Annotated in this window: 26 protein-coding genes; 11 read left to right on the top strand and 15 right to left on the bottom strand. The window is 67.2% G+C overall.

Annotated features, from left to right (window positions below):
• Positions 1-35: 35 nt before the first annotated feature.
• The 4 genes from F9929_RS03075 to argH form a co-directional block, all read right to left on the bottom strand.
• On the bottom strand, positions 36-2,663 hold the full coding sequence (locus tag F9929_RS03075) for a TIGR02302 family protein (RefSeq protein WP_152045042.1): 2,628 nt from the start codon (positions 2,661-2,663) through the stop codon (positions 36-38).
• A 114-nt stretch (positions 2,664-2,777) separates the two neighbouring features.
• Positions 2,778-4,049, bottom strand: coding sequence for a diaminopimelate decarboxylase (gene lysA, locus F9929_RS03080; RefSeq protein ID WP_152045043.1), 1,272 nt, complete (start codon positions 4,047-4,049; stop codon positions 2,778-2,780).
• Between the two features lie 4 nt (positions 4,050-4,053).
• Positions 4,054-4,335 (bottom strand): hypothetical protein, encoded by a 282-nt coding sequence (locus F9929_RS03085; RefSeq protein ID WP_152045044.1) that lies wholly within the window; start codon positions 4,333-4,335, stop codon positions 4,054-4,056.
• Positions 4,336-4,400: 65 nt separating this feature from the next.
• Positions 4,401-5,810 (bottom strand): argininosuccinate lyase, encoded by a 1,410-nt coding sequence (gene argH / locus F9929_RS03090; RefSeq protein WP_152045045.1) that lies wholly within the window; start codon positions 5,808-5,810, stop codon positions 4,401-4,403.
• 28 nt (positions 5,811-5,838) lie between these two features.
• Here argH and tlpA point away from each other — a divergent pair, with 28 nt between their 5' ends.
• A complete protein-coding gene (tlpA, locus tag F9929_RS03095; protein ID WP_152045046.1) occupies positions 5,839-6,507 on the top strand; it encodes a thiol:disulfide interchange protein TlpA in 669 nt (222 codons plus the stop codon).
• 8 nt (positions 6,508-6,515) lie between these two features.
• On the opposite strand, the gene F9929_RS03100 is transcribed toward tlpA, so the two are convergent.
• The 3 genes from F9929_RS03100 to F9929_RS03110 all read right to left on the bottom strand — a co-directional run bounded on the left by F9929_RS03100 (position 6,516) and on the right by F9929_RS03110 (position 8,001).
• Positions 6,516-6,911, bottom strand: coding sequence for a response regulator (locus F9929_RS03100; protein ID WP_152045047.1), 396 nt, complete (start codon positions 6,909-6,911; stop codon positions 6,516-6,518).
• An 86-nt stretch (positions 6,912-6,997) separates the two neighbouring features.
• Positions 6,998-7,546 (bottom strand): hypoxanthine phosphoribosyltransferase, encoded by a 549-nt coding sequence (gene hpt, locus F9929_RS03105; RefSeq protein ID WP_152045048.1) that lies wholly within the window; start codon positions 7,544-7,546, stop codon positions 6,998-7,000.
• Positions 7,543-8,001, bottom strand: coding sequence for a hypothetical protein (locus F9929_RS03110; RefSeq protein ID WP_152045049.1), 459 nt, complete (start codon positions 7,999-8,001; stop codon positions 7,543-7,545). The genes hpt and F9929_RS03110 overlap by 4 nt, the downstream gene beginning before the upstream one ends.
• A gap of 132 nt (positions 8,002-8,133) precedes the next feature.
• Here F9929_RS03110 and ftsE point away from each other — a divergent pair, with 132 nt between their 5' ends.
• The 4 genes from ftsE to F9929_RS03130 all read left to right on the top strand — a co-directional run bounded on the left by ftsE (position 8,134) and on the right by F9929_RS03130 (position 11,561).
• Positions 8,134-8,793 (top strand): cell division ATP-binding protein FtsE, encoded by a 660-nt coding sequence (gene ftsE, locus F9929_RS03115; RefSeq protein ID WP_152045050.1) that lies wholly within the window; start codon positions 8,134-8,136, stop codon positions 8,791-8,793.
• Entirely contained in the window at positions 8,786-9,778 is a 993-nt protein-coding gene (locus F9929_RS03120) for a cell division protein FtsX (protein ID WP_235918967.1), read from the top strand. Before ftsE ends, F9929_RS03120 begins: the two co-directional genes overlap by 8 nt.
• A 103-nt stretch (positions 9,779-9,881) precedes the next feature.
• Positions 9,882-10,616, top strand: a complete 735-nt coding sequence (locus F9929_RS03125) for a YdcF family protein (RefSeq protein ID WP_235918969.1) — start codon at positions 9,882-9,884, stop codon at positions 10,614-10,616.
• A gap of 87 nt (positions 10,617-10,703) precedes the next feature.
• Positions 10,704-11,561 carry a lysophospholipid acyltransferase family protein gene (locus F9929_RS03130; protein WP_152045052.1) on the top strand — a complete coding sequence of 286 codons (858 nt, stop codon included), beginning with the start codon at positions 10,704-10,706 and terminating at the stop codon, positions 11,559-11,561.
• Here F9929_RS03130 and F9929_RS03135 read toward each other — a convergent pair.
• On the bottom strand, positions 11,480-11,992 hold the full coding sequence (locus tag F9929_RS03135) for a gamma-glutamylcyclotransferase (protein WP_152045053.1): 513 nt from the start codon (positions 11,990-11,992) through the stop codon (positions 11,480-11,482). The two genes, F9929_RS03130 and F9929_RS03135, sit on opposite strands and share 82 nt — an antisense overlap.
• A 24-nt stretch (positions 11,993-12,016) precedes the next feature.
• Between F9929_RS03135 and F9929_RS03140 the strand changes: the two genes are divergently transcribed.
• Positions 12,017-13,048, top strand: a complete 1,032-nt coding sequence (locus F9929_RS03140; protein WP_152045054.1) for a DUF2125 domain-containing protein — start codon at positions 12,017-12,019, stop codon at positions 13,046-13,048.
• A gap of 7 nt (positions 13,049-13,055) precedes the next feature.
• Here F9929_RS03140 and F9929_RS03145 read toward each other — a convergent pair whose 3' ends face one another.
• Genes F9929_RS03145 through F9929_RS03155 form a run of 3 tightly spaced genes read right to left on the bottom strand, consistent with a single transcriptional unit; the run spans position 13,056 to position 15,916 of the window.
• Positions 13,056-14,003, bottom strand: a complete 948-nt coding sequence (locus F9929_RS03145) for a prephenate/arogenate dehydrogenase family protein (RefSeq protein WP_152045055.1) — start codon at positions 14,001-14,003, stop codon at positions 13,056-13,058.
• Positions 14,000-15,103, bottom strand: coding sequence for a histidinol-phosphate transaminase (gene hisC / locus F9929_RS03150; protein ID WP_152045056.1), 1,104 nt, complete (start codon positions 15,101-15,103; stop codon positions 14,000-14,002). The genes F9929_RS03145 and hisC overlap by 4 nt, the downstream gene beginning before the upstream one ends.
• Positions 15,104-15,133: 30 nt before the next feature.
• Positions 15,134-15,916, bottom strand: coding sequence for a chorismate mutase (locus F9929_RS03155; protein WP_152045057.1), 783 nt, complete (start codon positions 15,914-15,916; stop codon positions 15,134-15,136).
• Positions 15,917-16,047: 131 nt separating this feature from the next.
• On the opposite strand from F9929_RS03155, the gene metX reads away from it, so the two are divergent.
• From metX to F9929_RS03170, 3 genes are read left to right on the top strand one after another with little or no spacing between them, the layout of a single operon-like run.
• Positions 16,048-17,235: a homoserine O-acetyltransferase MetX gene (gene metX / locus F9929_RS03160; protein ID WP_152045058.1), complete on the top strand. Its 1,188-nt coding sequence runs from the start codon at positions 16,048-16,050 to the stop codon at positions 17,233-17,235.
• Complete coding sequence (gene metW, locus F9929_RS03165) at positions 17,232-17,894, top strand: methionine biosynthesis protein MetW (protein WP_152045059.1); 663 nt, start codon at positions 17,232-17,234, stop codon at positions 17,892-17,894. The genes metX and metW overlap by 4 nt, the downstream gene beginning before the upstream one ends.
• 47 nt (positions 17,895-17,941) lie before the next feature.
• Complete coding sequence (locus F9929_RS03170; protein WP_328595978.1) at positions 17,942-18,217, top strand: hypothetical protein; 276 nt, start codon at positions 17,942-17,944, stop codon at positions 18,215-18,217.
• Between the two features lie 199 nt (positions 18,218-18,416).
• Here the strand turns inward: F9929_RS03170 and F9929_RS03175 are convergent, their stop codons facing one another.
• Positions 18,417-19,397, bottom strand: coding sequence for an aldo/keto reductase (locus F9929_RS03175; RefSeq protein ID WP_152045060.1), 981 nt, complete (start codon positions 19,395-19,397; stop codon positions 18,417-18,419).
• Positions 19,398-19,461: 64 nt separating this feature from the next.
• On the bottom strand, positions 19,462-20,193 hold the full coding sequence (locus F9929_RS03180) for a class I SAM-dependent methyltransferase (RefSeq protein ID WP_193227600.1): 732 nt from the start codon (positions 20,191-20,193) through the stop codon (positions 19,462-19,464).
• A 112-nt stretch (positions 20,194-20,305) separates the two neighbouring features.
• Here F9929_RS03180 and gloB point away from each other — a divergent pair, with 112 nt between their 5' ends.
• A complete protein-coding gene (gloB, locus tag F9929_RS03185; RefSeq protein ID WP_152045062.1) occupies positions 20,306-21,076 on the top strand; it encodes a hydroxyacylglutathione hydrolase in 771 nt (256 codons plus the stop codon).
• The gene (locus F9929_RS03190; protein WP_152045063.1) at positions 21,076-21,552 is read left to right on the top strand and encodes a cupin domain-containing protein; all 477 of its coding nucleotides are present in this window, start codon (positions 21,076-21,078) and stop codon (positions 21,550-21,552) included. Before gloB ends, F9929_RS03190 begins: the two co-directional genes overlap by 1 nt.
• On the opposite strand, the gene yddG is transcribed toward F9929_RS03190, so the two are convergent.
• Both yddG and F9929_RS03200 read right to left on the bottom strand, forming a co-directional pair.
• Positions 21,521-22,435 (bottom strand): aromatic amino acid exporter YddG, encoded by a 915-nt coding sequence (gene yddG / locus F9929_RS03195; protein ID WP_152045064.1) that lies wholly within the window; start codon positions 22,433-22,435, stop codon positions 21,521-21,523. The two genes, F9929_RS03190 and yddG, sit on opposite strands and share 32 nt — an antisense overlap.
• Positions 22,432-23,214, bottom strand: a complete 783-nt coding sequence (locus F9929_RS03200; protein ID WP_235918971.1) for a DUF3108 domain-containing protein — start codon at positions 23,212-23,214, stop codon at positions 22,432-22,434. The genes yddG and F9929_RS03200 overlap by 4 nt, the downstream gene beginning before the upstream one ends.
• Positions 23,215-23,222: the final 8 nt, after the last annotated feature.

Raw genomic sequence — 23,222 nt, forward strand, 5'->3', positions numbered from 1 at the left:
AGGGCAGGGCAGCCGGATAGGCCACCCCGCCATCGTCACGGCGTCTTCAACAAGCGTTCCAGATATTCACGCTCCATCTGCGGCGACAACCGGTCGCCGAGGCGTTTGCGGATGGCATCCAGAATGCGGCGGGCGCGCTGCGTGTCGATCTCGTCGGGCACTTCCGTTTCCTGACCGAAATCCGGCCCCTGCGTCGAGCGCGGCCGGCCGAGCGGGTCGCGGTCGGAGCGCTGCTCGCCGCGCCCGTAGCCGCCGTTCATCTGGCCCTGCTGGCCTTGGCCTTGGCCCTGACCCTGGCCTTCGCCCTGGCCCATGGCCTGCTGCATCTGCTGCATCATGTCCCGCGCGCCGCGGCGCAGCGCTTCCATCGCCTCGCCCTGACGCCCGACGGCCTCGCCGTTCTGGCCTTCACCGAGAGCGCCCTCGGCCTGTCCCATGGCCTTGCCGGCATCGCCGAAGCCTTCGCCAGGCTCCATGCCCATACCCTTCAAGGCTTCCTGCAAGGCCTGGAGATCCTTCTGAAGCTGCCCCTGCTGTTTCTGAAGTTCACCGAGCTGGCGCTGGAGTTCCTCCTCGCTCATCGGCTGCTGGCCGCCGCCTTGTTGCCCTTCCGTGCCGGGCGGCTGCATCTCGCCGCCATCCATGCCTTCCTGGCTTTGCATCTGCTGGCGGTCGAGATTGAAGGTCTGGTTCTTCAGGTCCTGCTGGCGACGCAGCAACTCGCCGAGCTTGTCCATCTGCTGCTGCATCGGGTTCTGCGCGTCGCCTTGCTGCTGCCCCTGCATGGGACGGGCGGCCTGAAGGCTCTGCATCATCTCCTGCATCTCGGCCAGAAGCTGCTGCGCGGCGTCGCGCGAGCCGGATTTGGCCAGATCCTCGATGCGGTTCATCATCCGGTCGAGATCCTGCGGGCGGATCTCCTGCATGTTGCCGGATTGAAGCTGCTGCTGGTTGACGGGCGGGCGGTTCTTCATCAGCTCCGCGAGTTCGCGCATATATTCCTGCATGGCCTGCCGCATCTCGGCCATCAGCTTGTCGATCTCCTCGTCCGAAGCGCCGTTCTTCAAGGCTTCCGACAAGGCGTCCTGCGCATCCTTCAGGCGCTTTTCGGCATCCGACAGGTTGCCGTCCTCCATGCCCAAGGCGATGCGCCACAGGAAATCCACGGCCGAGCGAAGCTCGTCGTCGTTCTCGGCATTCGCGATGCGGCTGCGGACGGCCTGAAGCGCCAGATAATCGCCGGGCGAAACGCCGTAATCCTCGCCGCGAAAGGCCACCGCATCGATCAGGCCGACGACCTTGGCTGCGTTGTTGGCGTCGAGCGAGAGCATGCGCCGCTGCTCGATCACCGCCCGCGCGGCCGGGTTGCGGAAGGCGCGCTCGGGCAGAACGATGGTCTTGGGCGGCGTCTGCGCCGTTTGGCCGGCTTCGTCACGGGCATCGAGCGTCAGATCGACGGTGGAGCCCGCATAGGGGTTTTCGGTGAGGTCGCTGGAGGTGCGCCCGACCTGTTCGGGCCCCCGGCGGCGCGGCTGCGAAAGCTTGATCGCCGGCGGCTCGAACAGCGGCCGAGCGCCCATGGCGGGCGCGTCGTGCAGCTTCATGAGCCCACGCGCTTCCACGACGCCGTAATCGTCCGACACCGTGTAGGACAGGTTCAGCGCGCCCGAGCGGGCGCGCATCGGCTCGCCGGCGAAGGCGATCGTCGGGGCGCTGTCGGGCGTGACCGCGAAGCTCCAGGCGCCGAGCGTCGATAAGGTGGTGGAGAGTTCCGCGCGCCCGTTGGCGCGCAAGGGGAATTCATAGGCACCGGCAGCCGGCGCGGACGACGCGGCGGGGGCATCGCTCAGTGCTGCGCCGGGCACGGCCGGTTCGCCTGCGCTTTCCGGCGGCACCGTTTCCTTCGCGCCGCCCTCGGGCGTGAAGCTGAGGCTCGCGTTTGACGCGTCCGACAAGCGCACCGAAAGCACGCTGTCGGCCGGCACGTTCACCGCGCCTTCGTTCGCGACGGCGTTCTGCCCGGTGAGATAGACCGGCGGGCGGCCGGTATAGGAGGGCGGGGTCACCCAGGCATCGACGCGGGCGGCGATCCGCGTCGGGGCGGCGGGCAGGGCGAAGATGTCGGCAACCCGGCCGCCGCCGGAACCGAGCGAATAAGCGAAAGCGGACACCAGAAGCAGAACGGCGACGGCGCGAAACGCGAAGGGGTCGAGCCGCTCGGTGCGCGCATGGGGTCGCGCAGGTTTCAGGGTGCGGAGCTTGTCCGCCATGCGGCGCTGGTGCTCGCGCCACAGCGCGGCGGCGAAGGGGTCGTCGCCTTCCGCCGTGCTGTCGCCCTGCGTGCGCAAGGGGCGGTGCGACAGGTCGTTGGCTTCCTCGATCCGCGCTTCCGCCGCGTTCCGGCCGGGCAGGCGAATGCGGCGCGCCTGCCAGAGAATCCAGAGGGCCGCGCCGAGGAAAAGGGCGAGGGGGACGAGCCTGAAGGCGCCCAGCCGCTCGAACAGGCCGAACCAGGCGAAGGCCAGAAACAGCGCGAGGAGGCAAAGAAGCGCGAAGACGGTCGGCCACACGGCTTCCAGCGCCAAGGCGGCGCGTGCCGCCCGCCGCTTGCCGTTCCACCGGTCCGCGCGATCGGCCCGTGCCTTGTGCGGGTCGCGTTCCATCCGCCGGTCTTCCCCGTTCATTCGAAGGGGGAGCCTAGCAGCTTTTGAGGCGAAGACGAGGCGCCGAGCCGGATTGAGCGGCCTCGGTGGATCATAAGCTCGTGTGCTCGGACGCTATGCCGCGCCCGCCAGCCAGTCCGGCAGACGGTCGAGGCCGATCAGATCCTCGATCCTTTGGCGCGGGCGCACGAGGGCGAACTCGCCGCCATGCACCAGAACCTCGGCGACCAGCGGGCGGGTGTTGTAGGTGCCGGACTGCACCGCGCCATAGGCGCCGGCCGTCATCAGCGCGACGAGATCGCCGGCCTTCACGCGCGGCATCTGCCGGTCCTTGGCCATGAAGTCGCCGCTCTCGCAGACCGGCCCGACCACATCGGCCGTCACGAACTCCTCTTCGCCGCGCCGGACGGGCAGGATGTCGTGCCACGCGTCGTAGAGCGTCGGGCGGATCAGGTCGTTCATCGCCGCGTCGAGGATCACGAAGGTCTTGGTCTCCGTCTCCTTCACGTAGATCACGCGCGACACGAGAATGCCGGCATTGGCGACGATCAAGCGGCCGGGCTCGAACACCACGCGGCAGCCGAGGTCGCGCACATGGCGCTTCACGACTTGCGCATAGGCGTCGGGCAGCGGAGGCGGCTCGTTGTCGCGACGATAAGGCACGCCGAGCCCGCCGCCGACATCGACGTGATGGATGTCGTGGCCGGCCGCGCGAAGGTTCTTCACCAGATCGGCAAGGCGTGCGAAGGCGCGGTCGAAGGGCTCGAGATCCACGATCTGCGAGCCGATATGCATGTCGATGCCGGAAACGCGGATGCCCGGCAGGGCGGCGGCCCGCGCATAGACGGCGAACGCGCGCTCGAAGGCGATGCCGAACTTGTCGCCCTTCTTGCCGGTGGAAATCTTGGCGTTGGTGCGGGCATCCACATCCGGGTTGATGCGGAAGGACACTGGCGCTTCGCGACCCAAGGCCACGGCGCGCTGCGACAGGAGTTCGAGTTCGGGTTCCGATTCGACGTTGAAGCAGAAGATGCCCGCCTGGAGCGAGGCGTCGATCTCGTCGGCGGTCTTGCCGACGCCGGAAAACATGATCTTCTCCGCCGGAATGCCGGCCTGGAGCGCGCGCTGGAGTTCGCCGCCTGACACGACATCCGCGCCGGCTCCAAACTCGGCCAGCGTGCGGATCACGGCCTGGTTGGAATTGGCCTTCAGCGCGTAGCAGACGAGCGCGTCGATATCGCCGAAAGCCTTGGCAAAGACGCGGTAATGGCGGGTCAGCGTCGCCGTGGAATAGCAGTAGAAGGGCGTGCCGACGCTGTCCGCGATCCGGGCAAGATCGACGTCCTCGGCATGGAGCACGTCGTCGCGATAGTCGAAATGGTGCATGGCGTCAGTTCAAAAGGCCATCGAGCAGGAAGGGGCGCTTGGACGCGCCGGGATTCTTGGCGACTTCGGCCGGCAGGATGCGAAGATCGTCGCCGCCCGACGAGGTGACGCGGTTGGAGCGCTGGAAGTTGCCGAGGCTCTGCGGCGAGTTCTCGTCGGTGGAGCCGGCCGCGCCCACCGGCGAGGCGACGCTGCGCGGCGCGACGGGCAGGTTCTTGCGCCCGCAACCGGCCAGCACCGTGGCGGCAGTCAGCGCGACGACGATCGACAGCCCGATCCGATTCATTCCGCTTCGCATCTATCGTTCACCCTCGGCCCCTGCCGCCTTCATAGCCTGTCGCGCGACGAAAATCACTTCGCCGCCAGTCGGGTCCGCCATTCCGCGATTTCGCGCCTGACATTTTCGGGCGCCGTGCCGCCGAAGGAACGGCGGCTCTTCACCGAAGCGTCCACCGAAAGCACGTCGAAGACGCCCTGCGTGATGCCGGGATGGAGCCCGCGCAGGACGTCGAGCGGCAGTTCCTCCAGGCGGACGCCCGAGGATTCTGCGAGCGCCACGGCGCGGCCGGTGACGTGATGGGCCTCGCGGAAAGGCAGGCCCGCTTCGCGCACCAGCCAGTCGGCAAGGTCGGTGGCGGTGGAGAAGCCGTGGCCGGCGGCGCGGCGCATGGCTTGCCTGTCGACCGTCATGTCGCGCACCATGCCGCTGGCGGCGGCCAGCGACAGGCCGACCGAATCGATGGCGTCGAAGACCTGTTCCTTGTCTTCCTGCATGTCCTTGGAATAGGCGAGCGGCAGGCCTTTCATCACCATCAGGAGCGATACGAGCGCGCCCGTGATGCGGCCGGCCTTCGCCCGCACGAGTTCGGCGGCGTCCGGGTTCTTCTTCTGCGGCATGATCGAGGAGCCGGTGGAAAAGGCGTCGGACAGGCGCACGAAGCCGAATTGCGGCGTCGACCAGATCACGATCTCCTCGGCGAGGCGCGACAGATGCGTCGCGAGAATCGAGGCGGTGGAAAGGTATTCCAGCGCGAAGTCGCGGTCCGACACCGAATCGATGGAGTTGCGCGTCGGGCCATTCGAAAAGCCGAGGGTCGCGGCCGTCTGGTGCCGGTCGATGGGGTAGGGCGTGCCGGCGAGGGCGGCCGCGCCGAGCGGCGATTCGTCGAGCCTCGCAAGCGCGTCGCGGCAGCGCGAACGGTCGCGCGCGAACATCTCGACATAGGCGAGGCAGTGGTGGCCGAAGGTCACGGGCTGGGCGACCTGCAGATGGGTGAAGCCCGGCATCACCGTCTCGGCATGTTCTTCAGCGCGGTCGAGAAAGGCCTCGATCAGCCGGACGAGCGCGCTTTCAGTTTCCTGGAAGGCGCGCTTCACATGAAGGCGGAAGTCGAGCGCCACCTGATCGTTGCGCGAGCGCGCCGTGTGGAGACGGCCGGCGGCCGGGCCGATCAGCTCGGCGAGGCGCGCTTCGACATTCATGTGAATATCTTCGCGCTCGCGCGAGAACGTGAACTTGCCCGCCTCGATTTCGCCGAGGACGAGGTCGAGGCCACGCTGAATCTCGGCCTCATTGGCGGCGGAAATGATGCCTTGTGCGGCGAGCATCGCGGCATGGGCCTTGGAGCCGGCGATGTCCTCGGCGTAAAGACGCTTGTCGAAGTCGATGGAGGCGTTGATCTCCTGCATGATGGCGGCGGGCTTTGCGGCGAAGCGTCCGCCCCACATCTCGTTGCCGGCGGGCCTTTGGGTCTCGTCCATGAAGTCCACTCGAAGGATTCGCTAGAACATGCTTGACGGGAAACGGCCAGAAAAGCCGAAACGCCGGGTCGCCTCCATCGCCGCCATCGCGCTTCTCGCCGGCGGGGTCGCGGGTGCCCTTGCCGTATACGTCGGGGGAACGGGTTCCGGCAAGGCGAGCGCCGCGAACTGTCCGGCCGCGCCCGGCTTCGCGGATGCGGTGAACGCGGCGGCGCGCGGCGAGGTCGCCGCCGTCCACGCGCTGGACGAGCCCTTCGACGCGCGCGCCATCGCCTTCAAGGACGCGGGCGGTCTGCCGAAGAGCCTTGGCGATTATTCCGGCAAGGCGATGCTGGTGAACCTTTGGGCGACGTGGTGCGTGCCCTGCCGCGCCGAGATGCCGGCCCTCGACGCCCTGGAGCGGCAGAAGGGCGGGGCGGACTTCGCGGTGGTGCCGATCAATGTGGATCTCGGCGACGGCGACAAGCCGAAGGCGTTCTACACCGAAACGAACCTGACGGCGCTGCCGCTTTATCGCGACGAGACCATGGGGGTCTTCACCGATCTGAAAACCAAGGGCCTCACCATCGGACTGCCGGTCAGCCTGCTCGTGGATGCTGAGGGCTGCGCCCGCGCCGCCATCACCGGCCCGGCCGAATGGGCGAGCCCGGACGGGATCGCCATGGTCGACGTCTTGCGGAAGGGCGGGGGCGCCTGATTCGAGGATCAGGCGTAGCGGCGCATCGGCTCTTCGAAGCGCTCGGACAGCGCCTGCGCCACGGCTTCGCGGATCACCGTGATGGTGAAGGGCTTGTCGATGACGCCGACGATGATGCGGGCGAGATCCTCGGCTGCTTCGCGCTGTTCGGCATAGCCCGTCATTAGGAGAACGGGCAGGGACGGCCATTCGCTCGCCACCGCATGGGCGAGCTCGATGCCGGTCATGGACGGCATGCGGATGTCCGACAGCACCAGATCATAGGCGCCGCCATCCTCCTGAAGTCGCTCCAGAGCGATCTCGCCATCCTCGCAGGCGACGACCTCGTGGCCTTCGAGACGAAGCGCGCGCGACACCAGGAGGCGCACGCCGTCATCGTCCTCGGCAACAAGTATGCTTGCCATGCCTTCGCTTCCGATCCCTATTTGTTCTCGGTTGCCCGAACGGGGCGGTTTCCCGTCCATCATGGCAAGCAAAGCTTGCTCAAGCCTTACTCGACCACGCGCCCGACAAAAGGAAGTTCGCGAAAAGCGTGGCCGACATCCATGCCGTAGCCGACGACGAAATGGTCGGGGCACTCGAAGCCGACATAATCGGGCTCGATCCCGACCTTGCGCTTCACGCTCTTGTCGAGAAGCACGGCGAGTTCCACCGCCGTCGCGCCGCGCGACAGGAGAAGGTCGCGGGCGAACTGGAGCGTGCGGCCAGATTCCAAGATGTCGTCCACCATCACCACGACGCGGCCCGCGACGTCGGTCTCGACATCGCGCAACACGCGCACCTCGCCCCCTTCCGTGCCGCCGCCATAGGAGGACAGGGAGATGAACTCCACTTCCGGCGCGAGCTTCACGGCGTGAAGCGCCCGGATGAGATCGGCCGCGAACACGAAGGAGCCCTTCAGAACGGCGACAACCAAAATCTCGCCGCTCTTTTCCACGGGATGGTGCGCGGCGATCTCGCCGGCGAGGCGACGGATCTCGTCGGCGATCTGGCTTTCAGTGAAAAGCGGTTCGATCTGCCGATCGCGAACGGTGATCATTTTCCGAATGTTATCCTGTCGCCTTTGCCGGAGCCCGAAACGACCCCTCCTGCGCCCGTGGTAGCGGAGGGAAGGCCAAGCGTCGAGTGCTGCGCGTCGGGCAGGTCCGGCATCGACCACGCCGAAAGCGAGGCGACGAGCGCCACCATCACGCCGACGCTGGCTCGGCCGCGCGCGGCATCGTCCGCCGGCCGGGCGGCGCGGGCATCGGCTTGCCCCCGGCGCGGCGCGGCGGCCGCTTTGGCGAAACGCGCATGGCCGGGGAACACGAGGTCCGGCGAGGCCGGGCGCGGGCTTCTATAGGGCAGAAGGCCCGCATCGTTGTCGTTGGTCGGCCAAGGCTCTGGGACAAGAACGGCGGGGCGTATCGGCACCGCACCCGAGCGGTTCAGAACGACGGCGCGCCCTTCGATGACATGGTTCGGCCGATGATGGGCCGTGCGGCGAGCGTGCATGGAGCACCTCCCTTCTCGAAAGTTCAGGGACGGTTAAGCCTCCATGGTTAACCAGAACTGACTTCGCCCCGAACTCGACACGAAAGCGGCGTTGAGAACGGGCGATCAAACGGCCAAGGGGTCACGGGCTCGATGATACGTTTCGAGAATGTCGGCCTGCGCTACGACATGGGGCCGGAAGTGCTGCGCGATCTCTCCTTCGAGATCAAACGCCAGTCCTTCCAGTTCCTGACCGGCCCGTCCGGCGCGGGCAAGACCAGTCTCCTGCGCATGCTCTTTCTCGCCGTGAAGCCGACGCGCGGTCTCATCACCATGCTCGGCCGCGACGTCTCGACGCTCACGCGCTCGGACCTGCCTGCCATCCGCCGGCGCATCGGCGTCGTGTTCCAGGACTTCCGCCTGCTCGACCACATGACCACCTACGAGAACGTCGCCCTGCCTTTGCGCGTTCAGGGCAAGTCGGAATCGAGCTACCGGCAGGACGTGGTGGATCTCATCAAATGGGTCGGTCTCGGCGAGCGGATGCACGCGCTGCCCGTCGTCCTGTCGGGCGGCGAGAAGCAGCGTGCCGCCATCGCGCGGGCCCTGATCGACCAGCCGGACGTGCTTCTGGCCGACGAACCGACGGGCAATGTAGACCCGCCGCTCGCCAAAAGGCTGCTTCGCCTTTTCATGGAGCTGAACCGCACCGGCACGGCCGTGGTGATCGCCACGCACGACTTTTCCTTGATGGACCAGTTGGAAGCGCGCCGTCTCGTGCTTCAGGACGGGAGGCTGGAAATCTATGACTGACGCCGCTTCCCGTGTCGCCGAAAAGAAGACAGCCCTCCGGCCCCGGCTCGCCCGGCGCGGGGCCGACACTCGCCCCGCCGCCATCGTGCCGCCCGGCAACGTCGCGGGCCGCGCGCTGATGACGGTGATCGCCATCATGACTTTTCTCGCCAGCCTGACGCTCGGCGCCGTCACGCTCGTCACCGACACGGCAGCGATCTGGGAATCGCAGATTTCTCGCGAGATCACCGTGCAGGTGCGGCCCGACGAGGGGCTGGACATGGCCCAGGCTCTCGACACCGTCAGGCGCATCGCGCTCGCGATGCCGGGCGTCACGGGCGCCGACGTGATGGACGACGCGGCGACCTCGCGCCTCCTGTCGCCCTGGCTCGGCGAAGGGCTGGACCTCGACGAACTGCCGGTTCCGCGTCTCGTCCTTGTCGGCATCGACGAAAGCGCCCCGCCGGACTTCAACGACCTTCGCGCCAAGCTGACGGGCGCGGTGCCCCAGGCGAGCCTCGACGATCACCGGGCCTGGGTGTCGCGCCTCGTGTCCATGGCCAACGCCACGGTTCTCGTCGGGCTCGGCATCCTCGCTCTCGTTCTGATCGCCACCGTCCTCACCGTCGTCTTCGCCACGCGCGGCGCGATGTCGGGCAACCGGCAGATCGTGGAGGTCCTGCATTTCGTCGGGGCCAAGCCCGGCTTCATCGCCGGCGAGTTCGAGCGCCACTTCCTGAAGCTCGGCCTTTTCGGCGCGCTGGCCGGCGGCTTCGCCGGCCTTCTCGTGTTTCTCGCCATGGGCCATTGGACGGCGGCCAACATGGCAACGCCGGAAGCCGACCAGATCAGCGCGCTGTTCGGCTCCTTCGCCATCGGCTGGAAAGGCTATGCCGGCATTCTCGCCGTGGTGGTGGTGGTCGGCACGATCACCGCGATCACCTCGCGCTTCACCGTGACGCGGCAACTCGCCGCGATCGACATGCTTTCACCGGTGGAAAGGTGAGAAACGAATCACACATGGTCAGTGAACGGTCCGAATAAGAATCGCTAAAGGATTTGAGCGCAGAATTTTGGTTAACGCCGACCGGCGTGTGCCGATGATGACGATGCCCCAAGAGCAGTCCAACCCATCGCTTCCCGTGCGGGAAGACAGACCAGAGAAGGCGCCCGCCCGCCGGCGCGCGTCCGGCAGCAGGCTGCGCTCGGTCGCCGTCGCTCTCGCCTTCGCGGGCGTCTTCGCCGGAGGATATCTGGCGGGCGGTTTCATCCGCTTCGCGCAGGAGGTCGCGCAGTTCTCCCGCGCGCCCGGCATCGAACGCGCCGACGGCATCGTCGTCCTGACGGGCGGGGCGCTGCGCCTCGATCAGGCGATGGATCTTCTGAAGAACGGCAAGGCGTCCCGCCTCCTCATCAGCGGCGTCAATCCGAACACCAACGCCAACACGCTGTCGCGCCTCACCGAAACCGACCGCGCCCTGTTCGATTGTTGCGTCGATCTCGACTATGCGGCGCTCAACACCGTCGGCAATGCCGAGATCACCGACCGCTGGGCGCGGGCGCGCGGCTTCGACGACCTGATCCTCGTCACCAGCGACTACCACATGCCGAGGACGCTTCTGGAGTTCGAGCGCTTCGCCCATGTGCCCGTCATCAAGCCTTACGCGGTGGCGCGCGCCGATCTGTGGCTCGGCGAGGGCTCGGTGCCGAGCGGCAAGGGCATCAAGGTGCTTCTGGTGGAATATGCCAAGCTCGTGGCGACGAGGCTGCGTTTCGCGGCGGGCCTCGAAGGGCAGACGGCGGCGCTCAGCGATGGAACCCGGCCCCAGCGCAAGGCTTCCTGATACCGCCGCGCACTAGCCGCGCGAAAACGGATGGTGCATGTGATCGCCGCGCCCGACTTTCACGGGCGGGACGGGAACCCATCCTGAATGAAAGCTATCCGCTCCAGCCTCTTCGCCGTGCTTCTCTACGGCTCTCTCGCGCTGTTTCTGATCGTCTTCCTGCCGTTGTTCCTCGTTTTCGACGACGACTTCGCCTGGCGGAAGACGCGGGCCTGGGGGCGGCTCGGAATGTGGCTCCAGCGGGTGGTGGTGGGAACCGACGTCGTGGTGGAGGGCATCGAGAAGGTGCCGCCCGGCGCGTCGATCGTCGCCTCGAAGCACGAGTCTTTCTGGGAAACCATGGCGCTGACGGCGCTTCTCGACCGGCCGGCCTTCATCCTCAAGAAGGAGCTGACGCAGATCCCGCTTTTCGGCACCTATCTGCGCCGCCTCGGCATGATCCCCGTGGACCGGACGCGGCGCGGGGCGACCATGGCCTCCATGATGGAGGGCGCACGCAAGGCCGCCGCGCAGGGGCGGCCGATCGTGATCTTTCCCGAAGGCACGCGCACCCAGCCCGGCGAGGTCGGCGAGCCGCGCCCCGGCGTCTACATGATCTATGCTGAGCTCGGCGTTCCCATCGTGCCCGTCGCGCTGAACTCCGGGACGTTCTGGCCCAAGCGCCACGGCCTCTACCAGCCCGGCACCATCCGCGTGCGCTTCCTGCCCCCGGTGGAGCCGGGGCTCGACCGGCCGACGCTCCTGTCGCGCGTCAGGACGGAAATGGAGGGTGCGTGCTTCGAGCTTCTGAAGGCGGCGCATGACGAGCGCGCCGATCTGCCCGTGTCTCCCCTCGTTGCGACCGCGCTGGCCGAAGGCCGCGTTCAAAGCCGCGCGACGACTTCCGCCAGCCAGCGATCGGAAAGCCCGAGCGCCGCGATCTCCGCGAAGGAGGAGCGCACGTAATCCACATTGGCGCCCGAACTCCCATGCGCGCCGGCCACGATCATCGCCGCCGCCTTCGGATCGAGCCGGCCGGCATATTGCGAATGGCCGCGATCGGCGACGAAGGTCGTGGCATGGACCCGCCGCCCATCCGCCAGCAGCACCGACGCCGCGGTTTCCCGGTAGACATTGGTGACGAGTTCGCGCGCTCTCAGGTAGTCGAGAACTTCCGCCGCCTTGTCCGGCGCAACGCGAAACGCCATGCCGATGCAGGATCCACCGCGATCGAGGCCGAAGACCAGCCCCGGCCGCTCCGGCGTGCCGCGATGGACGTGCGAATGGATGCAAAGCGCGCGGTGATAACCCGAAAGCCGCGCCTTCACGCGCTCTTCGAACGCGAAGCCGGGTTGCCAGATCAGCGATGCGTAGCCAAAAACCCAAAGATCGGTCATGGCCGACCGTAAGAGGTGAGAAGCATGGCGGCGTCAAGCGCAAGAACGGGCGGTCGGGCAGGGCGCGTCTTTGTCGGGATCGGGCTTGTGGTCATCATCCTCGCGGCCCTTTTGTCGGGCGCCTGGTATTATCTCGCCAACCGGCTCGACGTCGCGGTGCGCCAGGCGATCGAGGCGGCGGCGGGCGGCGGCACCGAGCTTTCCTGCGACGGGCAGGAAGTCTTCGGCTATCCCTTCCGCCTTGGACTGCGCTGCGGCGCGATTGCGGTGGCCGCGCCGACCAAGGGCGTGAAGGCTTCGGCGGGCGCGTTGCGCACCGCCGCGCAGATCTATGACCCCGCCAAGGTCGTCGGCGAACTCGACGGGCCGCTTCTCCTCGAAGCACCGGGCACGTCGCCTCTCGATATCCGCTGGAGCCTTCTCCAAGCCAGCACCCATTTCTGGACGCAGGGCGTGGACCGCTTGTCGGTCGCGGTGGACAAGCCGGACGTGGCGCTCGCCGGCCCGGCCGGAGCGCGCCAGCCCTTCGCCGTATCCGACCGTCTCGAAGTTCACGCCCGCCGCAACGGCGAGGATCTCGACTTCGCCTTCAGCGACGAGAACGTGCGTCTGGCGCAGCCGGGGCTCGAGGCGATCCCGGCCTTTTCTCTCGGCGCAGATCTTTCGGTAGCGGGGGTGGCCGACTGGCTCGGCGGCGAGCGGCCCGGAGTCACGCTGGCGCAAGCGCTTCGCAGCCGCTCGGGAACGATCCGGGCGCTGGTGCTGACCTTTGCCGCGCCGGCAAGCGGCAGCGCCGAAATCGCCGGTCCCTTCTCGTTCGACGGGGAAGGGCGCTTGTCCGGCCGGTTCGACATTTCCCTGACCGATCCCGCCGCCATCGCCGATCTCGCTGGCCGCCTCGTGCCGGGCGCCGAAGGCATCGCCGGCACGGTGGCGTCGGGCATCGGGCTCGTCGGGCGGACCGAGAACGGCCGCACCGTTTTGCAGGTCGATGTGCGGGATGGCCGTGCCTCGCTCGGCTTCATCCCGCTCGGGCGCATCCCGCCGATCGAGTGAGGCGCTCTTATTCGCCCGGCTCGTTCCAGGGGTCCTTGCGCGGTGGGCGTCGGCCGAAATTCGGCTCGGCCGTGTCCTGGCCCGCTTCCACGATGGAGCGGCGGATGGCGCGCGTTCGCGTGAAAAGGTCGAACAGCGCGTCGCCGTCGCTCCAGCGGATGGCGCGCTGAAGCGATGCGAGGTCTTCGGAGAAGCGACCGAGGATTTCGAGGACCGCGTCCTTGTTGTTCAGGAAGATGTCGCGCCACATGGTCGGGTCGGAAGCCGCGATGCGGGTGAAGTCGCGAAAGCCCGAGGCCGAGAACTTGATGACCTCCTGCTGCGTCACCGTTTCCAGATCCGCCGCCGTGCCGACGATGTTGTAGGCGATGAGGTGCGGCACGTGGCTGACGATGGCGAGAACCAGATCGTGGTGCTCGGCCGTCATCGTCTCGACCCGTGCGCCGCAGGCCCGCCAGAGTTCGGCGAGGTCGGCGACGGCCTTTTCCGAAGCGCTTTCCACTGGCGTCAGGATCGTCCAGCGGTTCTCGAAGAGTTCGAGAAAGCCGGCGTCCGGGCCGGACTGCTCGGTGCCGGCGATGGGGTGGGCGGGCACGAAATTGACGTGATCCGGCAGGTGAGGGCGCATGGCCGCGACCACCGAGCCCTTCACCGAGCCGACATCGGACACTACCGCGCCGGGCTTCAGGGCCAGGGCGATGGCTTTGGCGACCGCGCCCGACGCGCCGACCGGCACGGACAGGATCACGAGATCGGCGTCCCGAACCGCCTCGGCCGGGTCGAGCGCGTAGCTCGTGCCGAGCCGCAGTTCCTCGGCGCGCTTGAGGGTCGCTTCGCTGCGCGTCGAGATGGCGACATGGCGCGCAAGGCCGCGCTCGCGGATGTTGATCGCGATGGAGGAGCCGATCAGGCCGATGCCGATCAGCGCGATCTTTTCGAAGAGAGGTTCGCTCATCGCTTCAGGAACTCGGCTAGGGCGGCCACCGTGCCGCGATTGGCTTCTTCCGAGCCGATCGTCATGCGAAGGGCGTTCGGCAGGCCGTAGGACGAGACGCCGCGCAGGATGAAGCCGCGCTCCGTCAGGAAGGCCTCGGCCTCCGCGGCGGTGCGCCCCTTGTCCGCCGGGAAGTGGACAAGCACGAAATTCGCGACGCTCGGCGTGACTTCCAGCCCAAGCGCGCGAAGCTCAGCCGTGACCCATTCGAGCCAGCGGTCGTTGTGCTCCACCGAGCGCGCCACATGGGCGCGGTCGCGAATGGCCGCCGCGCCCGCCGCGATGGCGGCGGCGTTGAGGTTGAACGGCCCGCGAATGCGGTTGATGACGTCCACGATCTCTTCGGGCGCGTACATCCAGCCGATGCGCAGCGCCGCGAGGCCGTGGATCTTCGAGAAGGTCCGCGTCATCACGACGTTGGCGTTGGCGGACACGAGTTCCAGCCCCGCCTCGTAGTCGTTGCGCCGCACATATTCGGCATAGGCCGCGTCGAGAACGAAGAGGACGTTGGACGGCAGGCCCGCATGGAGCCGGCGCACCTCATGGAAGGGCAGGTAGCTGCCGGTCGGATTGTTCGGGTTGGCGAGGAAGACGATTCTGGTGCGGGGCGTGACGGCGGCCAGAAGCGCGTCGACATCCGCGTTGAGATTCATCTCCGGCACCACGACGGGCACCGCGCCGTTGGCGCGCGTGTAGATGTCGTAGATCGCGAAGGCGTGCGCGGTATGGATCGCCTCGTCGCCATCGGAAAGATAGGCGGCGCAAAGGAGCTGCAGCAACTCGTCCGAGCCGTTGCCGCAGACGATGTTGCGCATGTTCAGCCCATGCGTTTCGGCGATGGCCTCGCGAAGCGCAGTGGACTGCGGGTCGGGATAAAGTTCCAGCTTTTCGCCGAGCCTCGCCAAGGCCTCATGGACGAGCGGCGAGGGGCCGAGCGGCGTTTCGTTGGAGGAAAGCTTGTGGAGCTTCACCCCGGCCGGCACCTTGGACTTGCCCGGCTCGTAAGCCACGATGCCGAGGACGCCGTTCTTGGGGACGGGCCGGGATGCGGCAGTCGACATGGAAGAAATCCTCAAAAAACGAAGGACGGGTCAGGCGTCCACGCGCAACGGGGCCGCATAACCGCCGACCGCGCGGATGTCGAGACCGGCCGACCGCGCCGCATCGGCCAAGGCCGCCCCGTCGCTCGTGGCGACGAGGCAGGAGGAGGGCGCCTGCCCCAGGATGTCGAGGGACAGGCCTGAAAGGCGGTTCGGTGCGGCATGAACCACGTAACAGCCGATCTCGAAGGGCACGGGGTCGGCGAGCGGCGGGGCGAGAACAAGGGCGGGCACATCGGCCTGTCTTTCCATGCCATGCAGGAAGGGCAGGCGGGCGACGATCTGCGCGCTCGCCAAACCTTCCCACCAGGAACCGGACTTCGCCTCGATCGGCACGAGGCCGAGCTTGTCGGTGCCGCCTTCCTCCATCCAGGCGACCACCTCGTCGGAGGATTCCAGCGCTTCGGCCGGCACGGTGAAGCCGAAGGTGAAGCGCGCGGCTTCCGTCATGGCCACCGCATCGCCTTCGGTGGCGAAGCGCACCCGGAACGGCGCCTGGAGCGCGGTGAAGGTGGAGATGATCTCGCGCCAGAGATGCTCCACGGCGACGAGCGGCAGGTTGCCGGAATGGCGGGCGGCGAGGCGCCGCATCATGTCCGCCTCGCGCCCCGGCCGGAAGGCCGCGCCGTTCTTGGCCGTGCCTTTCGCCTCGATCAGCTCGTCGATGACGCTGGCGCGCTGGATCAGGAGGCGGTGGACGGACTCGTCGATCGCGTCGATCATGGCGCGCAACTGCCCAAGCCGCTGCGGATCGGCTTCCTTCATGGCCGGCATGGTTCATCCCGAATAATGGTTCGAGCCTTCTAGATCATCGCGACGCGCGAATGCCAAGCGTCGCTTGCTTCCGCGCCCGTCTCGTGATCGAACCCATGCCTTCCGGAACAAAGGGCCGCCCGAGAAGCGCCATGAGTGTCGAGACAGCCGAGCGTATCCACGAGACCGAGGATGCCGCCGCCCGCGAAGCGCGCGAACCGTCGAGCCTCGTCATGCGCTTCGGCGCGGATGAGCCGCTGCGCCTTGATGCCGGCCGCAACCTCGCGCCCTTCCAGATCGCCTATACGACGCATGGCACCCTCAACGCCGAGAAGTCGAACGCCATCCTGATCTGCCATGCCCTGACGGGCGATCAGTATGTGGCGAGCCCCAATCCGGTGACGGGCAAGCCCGGCTGGTGGTCCTCGCTGGTCGGCGAGAACAAGCCGGTCGACACGTCGCGCTATTTCGTCGTCTGCTCCAACGTCGTCGGCGGCTGCATGGGCTCGACGGGGCCGGCCTCGATCGACCCCGCGACGGGCGAGCCCTACGCGCTCCACACACCCGTCCTCACCATTCGCGACATGGTGCGGGCGCAGGCCATGCTGATCGACAAGCTCGGCATCGACACGCTCTTCGCCGTGATCGGCGGCTCCATGGGCGGCATGCAGGTCTTGGAATGGGCGGTGAGCTATCCGGCGCGCGTCTTCGCGGCGCTACCGATCGCCACCGGCGCGCGCCATTCCTCGCAGAACATCGCCTTTCACGAGGTCGGCCGGCAGGCGGTGATGGCCGATCCCGAATGGCATGGCGGGCGCTACATCGCCGCCGGCACGCGGCCCCATAAGGGGCTGGCGGTGGCACGCATGGCCGCGCACGTCACCTATCTGTCGGAAGCCGCGCTGCAGCGCAAATTCGGCCGCAACCTTCAGGACCGCGAAGCGCTCGGCTTCGGCTTCGACGCCGATTTCCAGATCGAAAGCTACCTGCGCTACCAGGGCATGACCTTCGTCGACCGCTTCGACGCCAATTCCTATCTCTACATGACGCGGGCGATGGATTATTTCGACATCGCCGCCGACTATGGCGGCCGGCTGGCCGATGCCTTCCGGGGCACGAAGACGCGCTTCTGCCTCGTGTCCTTCACCTCCGACTGGCTGTTCCCAACGGAAGAAAGCCGCGCCGTGGTGCATGCCTTGAACGCGGCCGCCGCGTCCGTGTCCTTCGTGGAGATCGTGACGGATCGCGGCCACGACGCCTTTCTGCTGGACGAGCCGGAAATGTTCGACGCCATTCGCGGCTTCGTGTCCTCGGCCGCGCGTTTGCGGGGGCTCCAATGAGCGAGAGCCTCGTTTCGGCGGTGCCCGTGCCGACGAGTTCCACCGTGGAGGAGGTGGCGAGCGGCCGGGTCGATCTTCAGGTCATCGCCGATCTGGTGCGTCCCGGCGCGCGCGTTCTCGACATCGGCTGCGGCGACGGTTCGCTTCTGGCCCTCCTCCAGGAAAAGCGATCCGTCGACGGGCGCGGCATGGAACTCAGCCAGGTCGGCGTCAACGAATGCGTGCGGCGCGGGTTGTCGGTGATCCAGGGCGATGCCGACCGCGACCTCGTCCATTATCCCGACGGGGCCTTCGACTACGTGGTCCTGTCGCAGACCATCCAGGCGACGCGCGAGCCGAAAACCGTTCTGTCGGAACTCCTGCGGATCGGGGAGCGGGCGATCGTCTCCTTCCCCAATTTCGGCCATTGGACCATCCGCCTGTCGCTCGGGCTGAAGGGCCGGATGCCGGTGACGCGCAACATCCCCTATTCCTGGTACGACACGCCCAACATCCATTTCTGCACGATGCGCGATTTCGTGGCGCTGACGGAGGAAGTCGGGGCGCGGATCGAAACGGCGGTGGCGCTCGACGCCAATGGCGAGAAGCTCGGCCGCAAGCTCCCCTGGGGATTGTGGAACCTCTTCGGCCAGCAGGGCGTCTTCGTTCTGAGCCGCTAGGCGAAGCATCGCCACGGCTCCAGCCCGTCCCTGAGACCTTCGCGATGATGTCGATGCGCGCCCTGATCGCCGTTCTTCTTTCCGCCGCGACCCTTGCCGGCTGCGTGTCCGTCGACCCGCGACAGCAGCGGGCCGACGACGAGCGCACCTGCCGTTCCTATGGCTTCAAGCCCGGCACCAACGCCTATGCCGAATGCCTGCAACGCATCGATCTGTCCCGCGAAGACGACCGCCGCGCCCGGCTTTACGGCAACCGGGGCGGCTGGGGAGGCGGGATCGGCTACGGCGTCGGTCCCTATGGTGGATTCGGCGGGTATTGGTGAGGACTTAGAGCACCTAACAAAACCTCGCGGGGTCGGCTGGCCGGGTCTTCCCGTCGCCCGCTTCGTTGCCTCGGGGCGAGCCACTTGTCTCGCCCGCCCTTCGGGCCGCCGATGCCGCCGGCATCACTTAAGTTTGGCGCCTCGCGGGACAACGAAAATCCTCCGCCCATCCTCGGCCCGGAGGTATTGTTAGGCGCTCTTACAGGTTGACCGCCTTCATGCCGGCTTCGGGATAGCGGGTGCCGGCCGCCGCGTCCTTCGGGAAGGCGGCATCGAGTTCTTCCAGATCCGTCTTCGACAGCGTCAGGGAAGCGCCTTCGACGTTCTCTTCCAGATAGCGGATGCGCTTGGTGCCGGGGATCGGCACGATGTCGTCCCCTTGCGCCATCACCCAGGCGAGCGCCACCTGCGAGGCCTTGGCGTCGTGCCGCTTGGCGATGGACTCGACCACCGAGACGAGCTTCAGGTTCTCGTCGAAATTCTCAGCCGAGAAGCGCGGCGAACCTTTGCGGAAATCGTCGTCCGGCAGGTCGGCGGCGGACTTGAAGCGCCCGGTGAGAAAGCCGCGCCCGAGCGGCGAATAGGGCACGAAGCCGATGCCAAGCTCGCGGCAGACGCTCAAAAGCTCGTCTTCCGGATCGCGGCTCCACAGCGAATATTCGGTCTGGAGCGCGGTGATCGGGTGCTCCCTGTGCGCCCTGCGGATGGTTTCGGGGCCGGCTTCCGACAGGCCGAGATAATGCACCTTTCCGGCCCGCACGAGTTCGCCCATCGCGCCCACCGTTTCGGCGATCGGCACGTTCGGATCGACGCGGTGCTGATAGTAAAGGTCGATCACCTCGACCCCGAGCCGCTTCAGGCTGGCGTCGCAGGCCTGGCGCACGTAGTCCGGCCGGCCGTTGATGCCGAGCCGCTCGCCCTTCGGCCCCCGCACATTGCCGAACTTCGTCGCCAGAACCACGCCGTCGCGCCGGTTCTTGATTGCGCGTCCGACGAGTTCCTCGTTGCGCCCGACGCCGTACATATCGGCGGTGTCGAGAAAGGTGACGCCCAGATCCAGGGCGCGATGAATGACGTCGACGGATTCCTTGTCGTCGCCGTTTCCGTAGAATTCCGACATGCCCATGCAGCCGAGGCCGACCGCCGAAACGGACAGCCCGCCGAGTTTGCGCGTTTCCATGGCTTGGCTCCTTTTGGTGAGAGCGGGGAAGCTAGCGCGCCGCCGCCTTTCGGCGATATGCGTTCTATCGCGCCCCTTGCGGCACCAGGACGGGCTGCATCAGGCGTCGCCGCTCGCGCCGGGCGCTGGCGACGGGAATGCCGCGAAAGATCTGCTTGGTGGCTTCCACGATCACGACGCCGGCGAAGGCCGGCCAGATGCGATGGCCGAGTCGTTCGAGACCGGGCGCGAGCGCCAGCATGGATTGGCGGCGGAAGGGCGCGAAATGCAGCGCTTCGGAAGCTGCGGCCGGCGTGAAGGAGGATTGGCGCAGGAGCCGCACGAGCTGACCGCGCGACCAGGGACGCCCCGAGCCGAAGGGCGTGTGTTCGAAGCGCGCCCAGACCCCGCGCCGGTTCGGCACGACGATCACGACATGGCCGCCCGGCGCCAGGACGCGCCAGATCTCGTTCAGGAATTCCAGCGGGCTTTCGGCATATTCCAGCGCGTGGACCACGAGAACGCGGTCGACGGAAGCATCGCCGAAGGGCAGTTCCTCGATATCCACCAGCACCGTCTGCGAGGGCGAGCCGACGGGCCAGGGGATCGCCCCTTGCGCGGCCGGCATCAGCGCGATGGCGCGCTCGCAATCGGTGGCGAAGCGGTCGAGAAAGGGCACGGCATAGCCGATGCCGAGCAGCCGCTCCTCGCGGATCGGCCGCCAAAGCGGGACGAGCGCCGACGTGATCGCGCGGGTCGCGACGCGCCCGAGCTTTGAGTCGTAGAACTCCCGGAGTTCCAGGATGTCGGCGTTCATGTTGAGATGCGACGTGCGGCTCATCACTCAGGCCTCCGGCATGAAGCGGCCATGGCGGTCCGCCACCGCTCGCCCTAGCTTCCAGAAGTCAGCCGCCATCGCAGGTTCCACCATGCCGCAAGCCATCGTCCGCCAGTTTCCTTGCCGAAGCGACAATTTTGGCGTTCTCGTCCACGATCCCTCAACCGGCAAGGTGATTTCGATCGACGCGCCGGAAGAAGCCGCGATCCGCGCCGCTTTGGACGCGGAAGGCTGGCAGCTCAGCCACATCCTGACCACCCATCACCACCAGGATCATGTGGAGGCGAACGAGGCGCTGAAAGCGGCCTTCGGTGCCGAAATCATCGGGCCGGCCGGCGAAAAGGCGAAGATCCCCGGCATCGACCGCGCCGTGTCGGGCGGCGAGCGCTTTTCGGTGGGCGGGCTTGACGTCGAGGTGATCGACACGCCCGGCCATACGGCAGGTGAAATCTCCTATCATTTCCCGGAGGAAAAGCTTCTTTTCGCGGCCGACGCCCTGTTTTCCCTCGGCTGCGGGCGGCTGTTCGAAGGGGATGCGGCGACCATGTGGGCTTCCATGCAGCGCCTTCGCGCGCTTCCCGACGACACGATGCTGTATTGCGGCCATGAATACACCACCACCAACGCGCGCTTCGCCGTGGATGTCGATCCCGGCAACACCACCTTGCGCAACCGCGTGGAGGAGGTGGAACGGCTGCGGATCGCGGGCAAGGCGACGCTGCCGGTGGAGCTTGGGCTGGAGAAGCTGACGAACCCGTTCCTGCGCGCCGACAACCCCGAACTGAAAGCCTCTCTCGGCATGGAAGATGCCGATCCGGTCGCCGTCTTCGCCGCCTTGCGCGAAAAGCGGAACGGCTACTGATGGGTTCCCCGGTCGAGGCTATCATCCAGCGCCTTCAACTCCAGCCCCATCCCGAAGGCGGCTGGTATCGGCAGACCTTCTGCGACGAGGCGGTGGACGCCGAGGGGAGGGCGCGCTCCACCGCGATCTACTACCTCCTTCAGGCCGGCGAGACCTCCGAATGGCACCGGGTGACGGATGCCGCCGAGTGCTGGCACTGGTATGGCGGCGCACCGCTCGTTCTCACCGTGTCGCCGAACGGCCACGACGCCTCGGCCCATCGGTTGGGGCCGGACGTTCTCGGCGGCGAGGAGCCGCAATTCATCGTGCAGGCGGGCTGGTGGCAGACGGCGACGAGCCTCGGCCACTTCACGCTGGTCGGTTGCACGGTGGCGCCGGGCTTTCGCTTCGAAAGCTTCGAACTGGCCCCGCCGAACTGGCGCCCGATGCCGCGCCAGCCTTCCGCTACGCCGAGCGGCGGCGCAAGACCGTCCTGAACATCGGCAGGGCGGCGAAGATCGCGCCAAGCGTGATCAGCGTCGCGGCGAGCGCCAGCGTGCCGGTCATCGCGGCTTCCCCGGCCGACACGAGCACGAGCGTCGAAAGAAGCGGCGCGGCATAGCTTGCAGCGCCGAGGAGCTGCACGTCGCCGCGCTTCATGCCGATGTCCCAGACGTAAAAGGCTGCGCCGACCGGCAGAAGCCCGAGGAGGGCCACCGCCGCCCATTGAAAGGCGTCGACCGGCCAGACCGTCGTCTCGAAAAGAACATGCGCCACGAGGGACAGAAGCGATGTCCCGGCGCAGAAACCGGCGACGACCTCGCTCGGCACGGCCGCGAAACGCCGCGACAGCAGCGAATAGCCGGACCACAGAAAGGCGCAGACGAAGGCGAAGGCGTAGCCGAGGGAGTAGGTGGCGGAAAAGCCCGTCATGCCCCGCGAGGCGATCAGGAGACCCGCGCCGAGAAAACCGAGAAGCGCGCCCGCGAGGTGGTGGGCGCGCAGCCGCTCTCCCGGCAGCATAGCCGAGCCGAGCACGATCAAAAGCGGCCACAGATAGGCGATGAGGCTGGCTTCGGCAGCCGGCGCGTTGCGCAGGGCCGCGAAGTAGAGTGCGTGGTAGCCGAACAGGCCGCCGATCCCGAGAAGCCAGACCGGCCAGGGCTGGCGGAAGGTCGCGAGCGCCTGGCGCGCCGGCAAACGCCGCGCGCCGAGCCACGCGAGGCCGACAAGCGTGCCGATGCCGAAAGTGACGGCATTCAACTGGAAAGGCGGCATCGCCCCGCTGCGGGCGGCCAGAAGGGCGAGAAGCGACCACATGAGGATCGCGCTGAAGCCGGCGAGGGTCGCAAGCGTCTTCGACGGGGATGTGCGTGTCATGGATTGGCGAAGGTCGAGGCTCGGAAGGTCAGGGGGCCGATCTTGGTCGGCACCCTCGCATAGACCGGCGCATAGACGCCCGTCGAGCCGATCGGCGCGAACCAGATCTGCAGGACTTGCGCCGTGATGTACTTCACCCCGCTCGACGTGACCTTGTAGCCGCTGACCGGCTTGATGCGCACGTTGCAGACCGTGGCGTCGCCGGAAAAGCCCTTCACGGAGATCGGCTTCGTGCCGCCCGGCGTCATCGTCAGATCGACCCGCGACCAGCCGTCGTAGAATTTGAGCGTCCTGTCGCAGATCGCTGAGGCCTTGCCGCCGACCGGCTTGATCATCAGGCCGCTCAAGGGATCGACCACGGAGCGCAACTGGTCCGGCTTCACGGCGATATAGGCTTCCGTTCGGTTGGCTTCGGGCCTGACGCTGGCCGCCGTGACGCGGCCTCCCTTGAAGGAAACGTTGCTCTTGTAGCTCTTCTTGCCCGAACCGTAGTCGATGGCGTAGCGCGTGGCGTAAAGGCGGTTGCCGGCGATTCGCCCTTCCACCGAACTCGTACCCTTCACCGTGGTGAGGATATCGGCGAGGCCGGAGGAGGCGAGCGTTCCGTCGACGGAATAGCTGTCCTTCGCGATCTCGGTCCGGAAGGACGCGCGCCCGATCGGCAAGCCGATCAGCGACACGTCGTAGGCGGTGAGGAAGCTCTGCTCGGCAGCCGGGGCGGGCAAAGCCGCTAGCCCTAAGGGAAAGGCGAGTGCGCCTGCCACCATTCTCGACCGCATGATGCCTT

Source organism: Aureimonas psammosilenae (assembly GCF_009176975.1).
Taxonomy (GTDB): Bacteria; Pseudomonadota; Alphaproteobacteria; order Rhizobiales; family Rhizobiaceae; genus Plantimonas; species Plantimonas psammosilenae.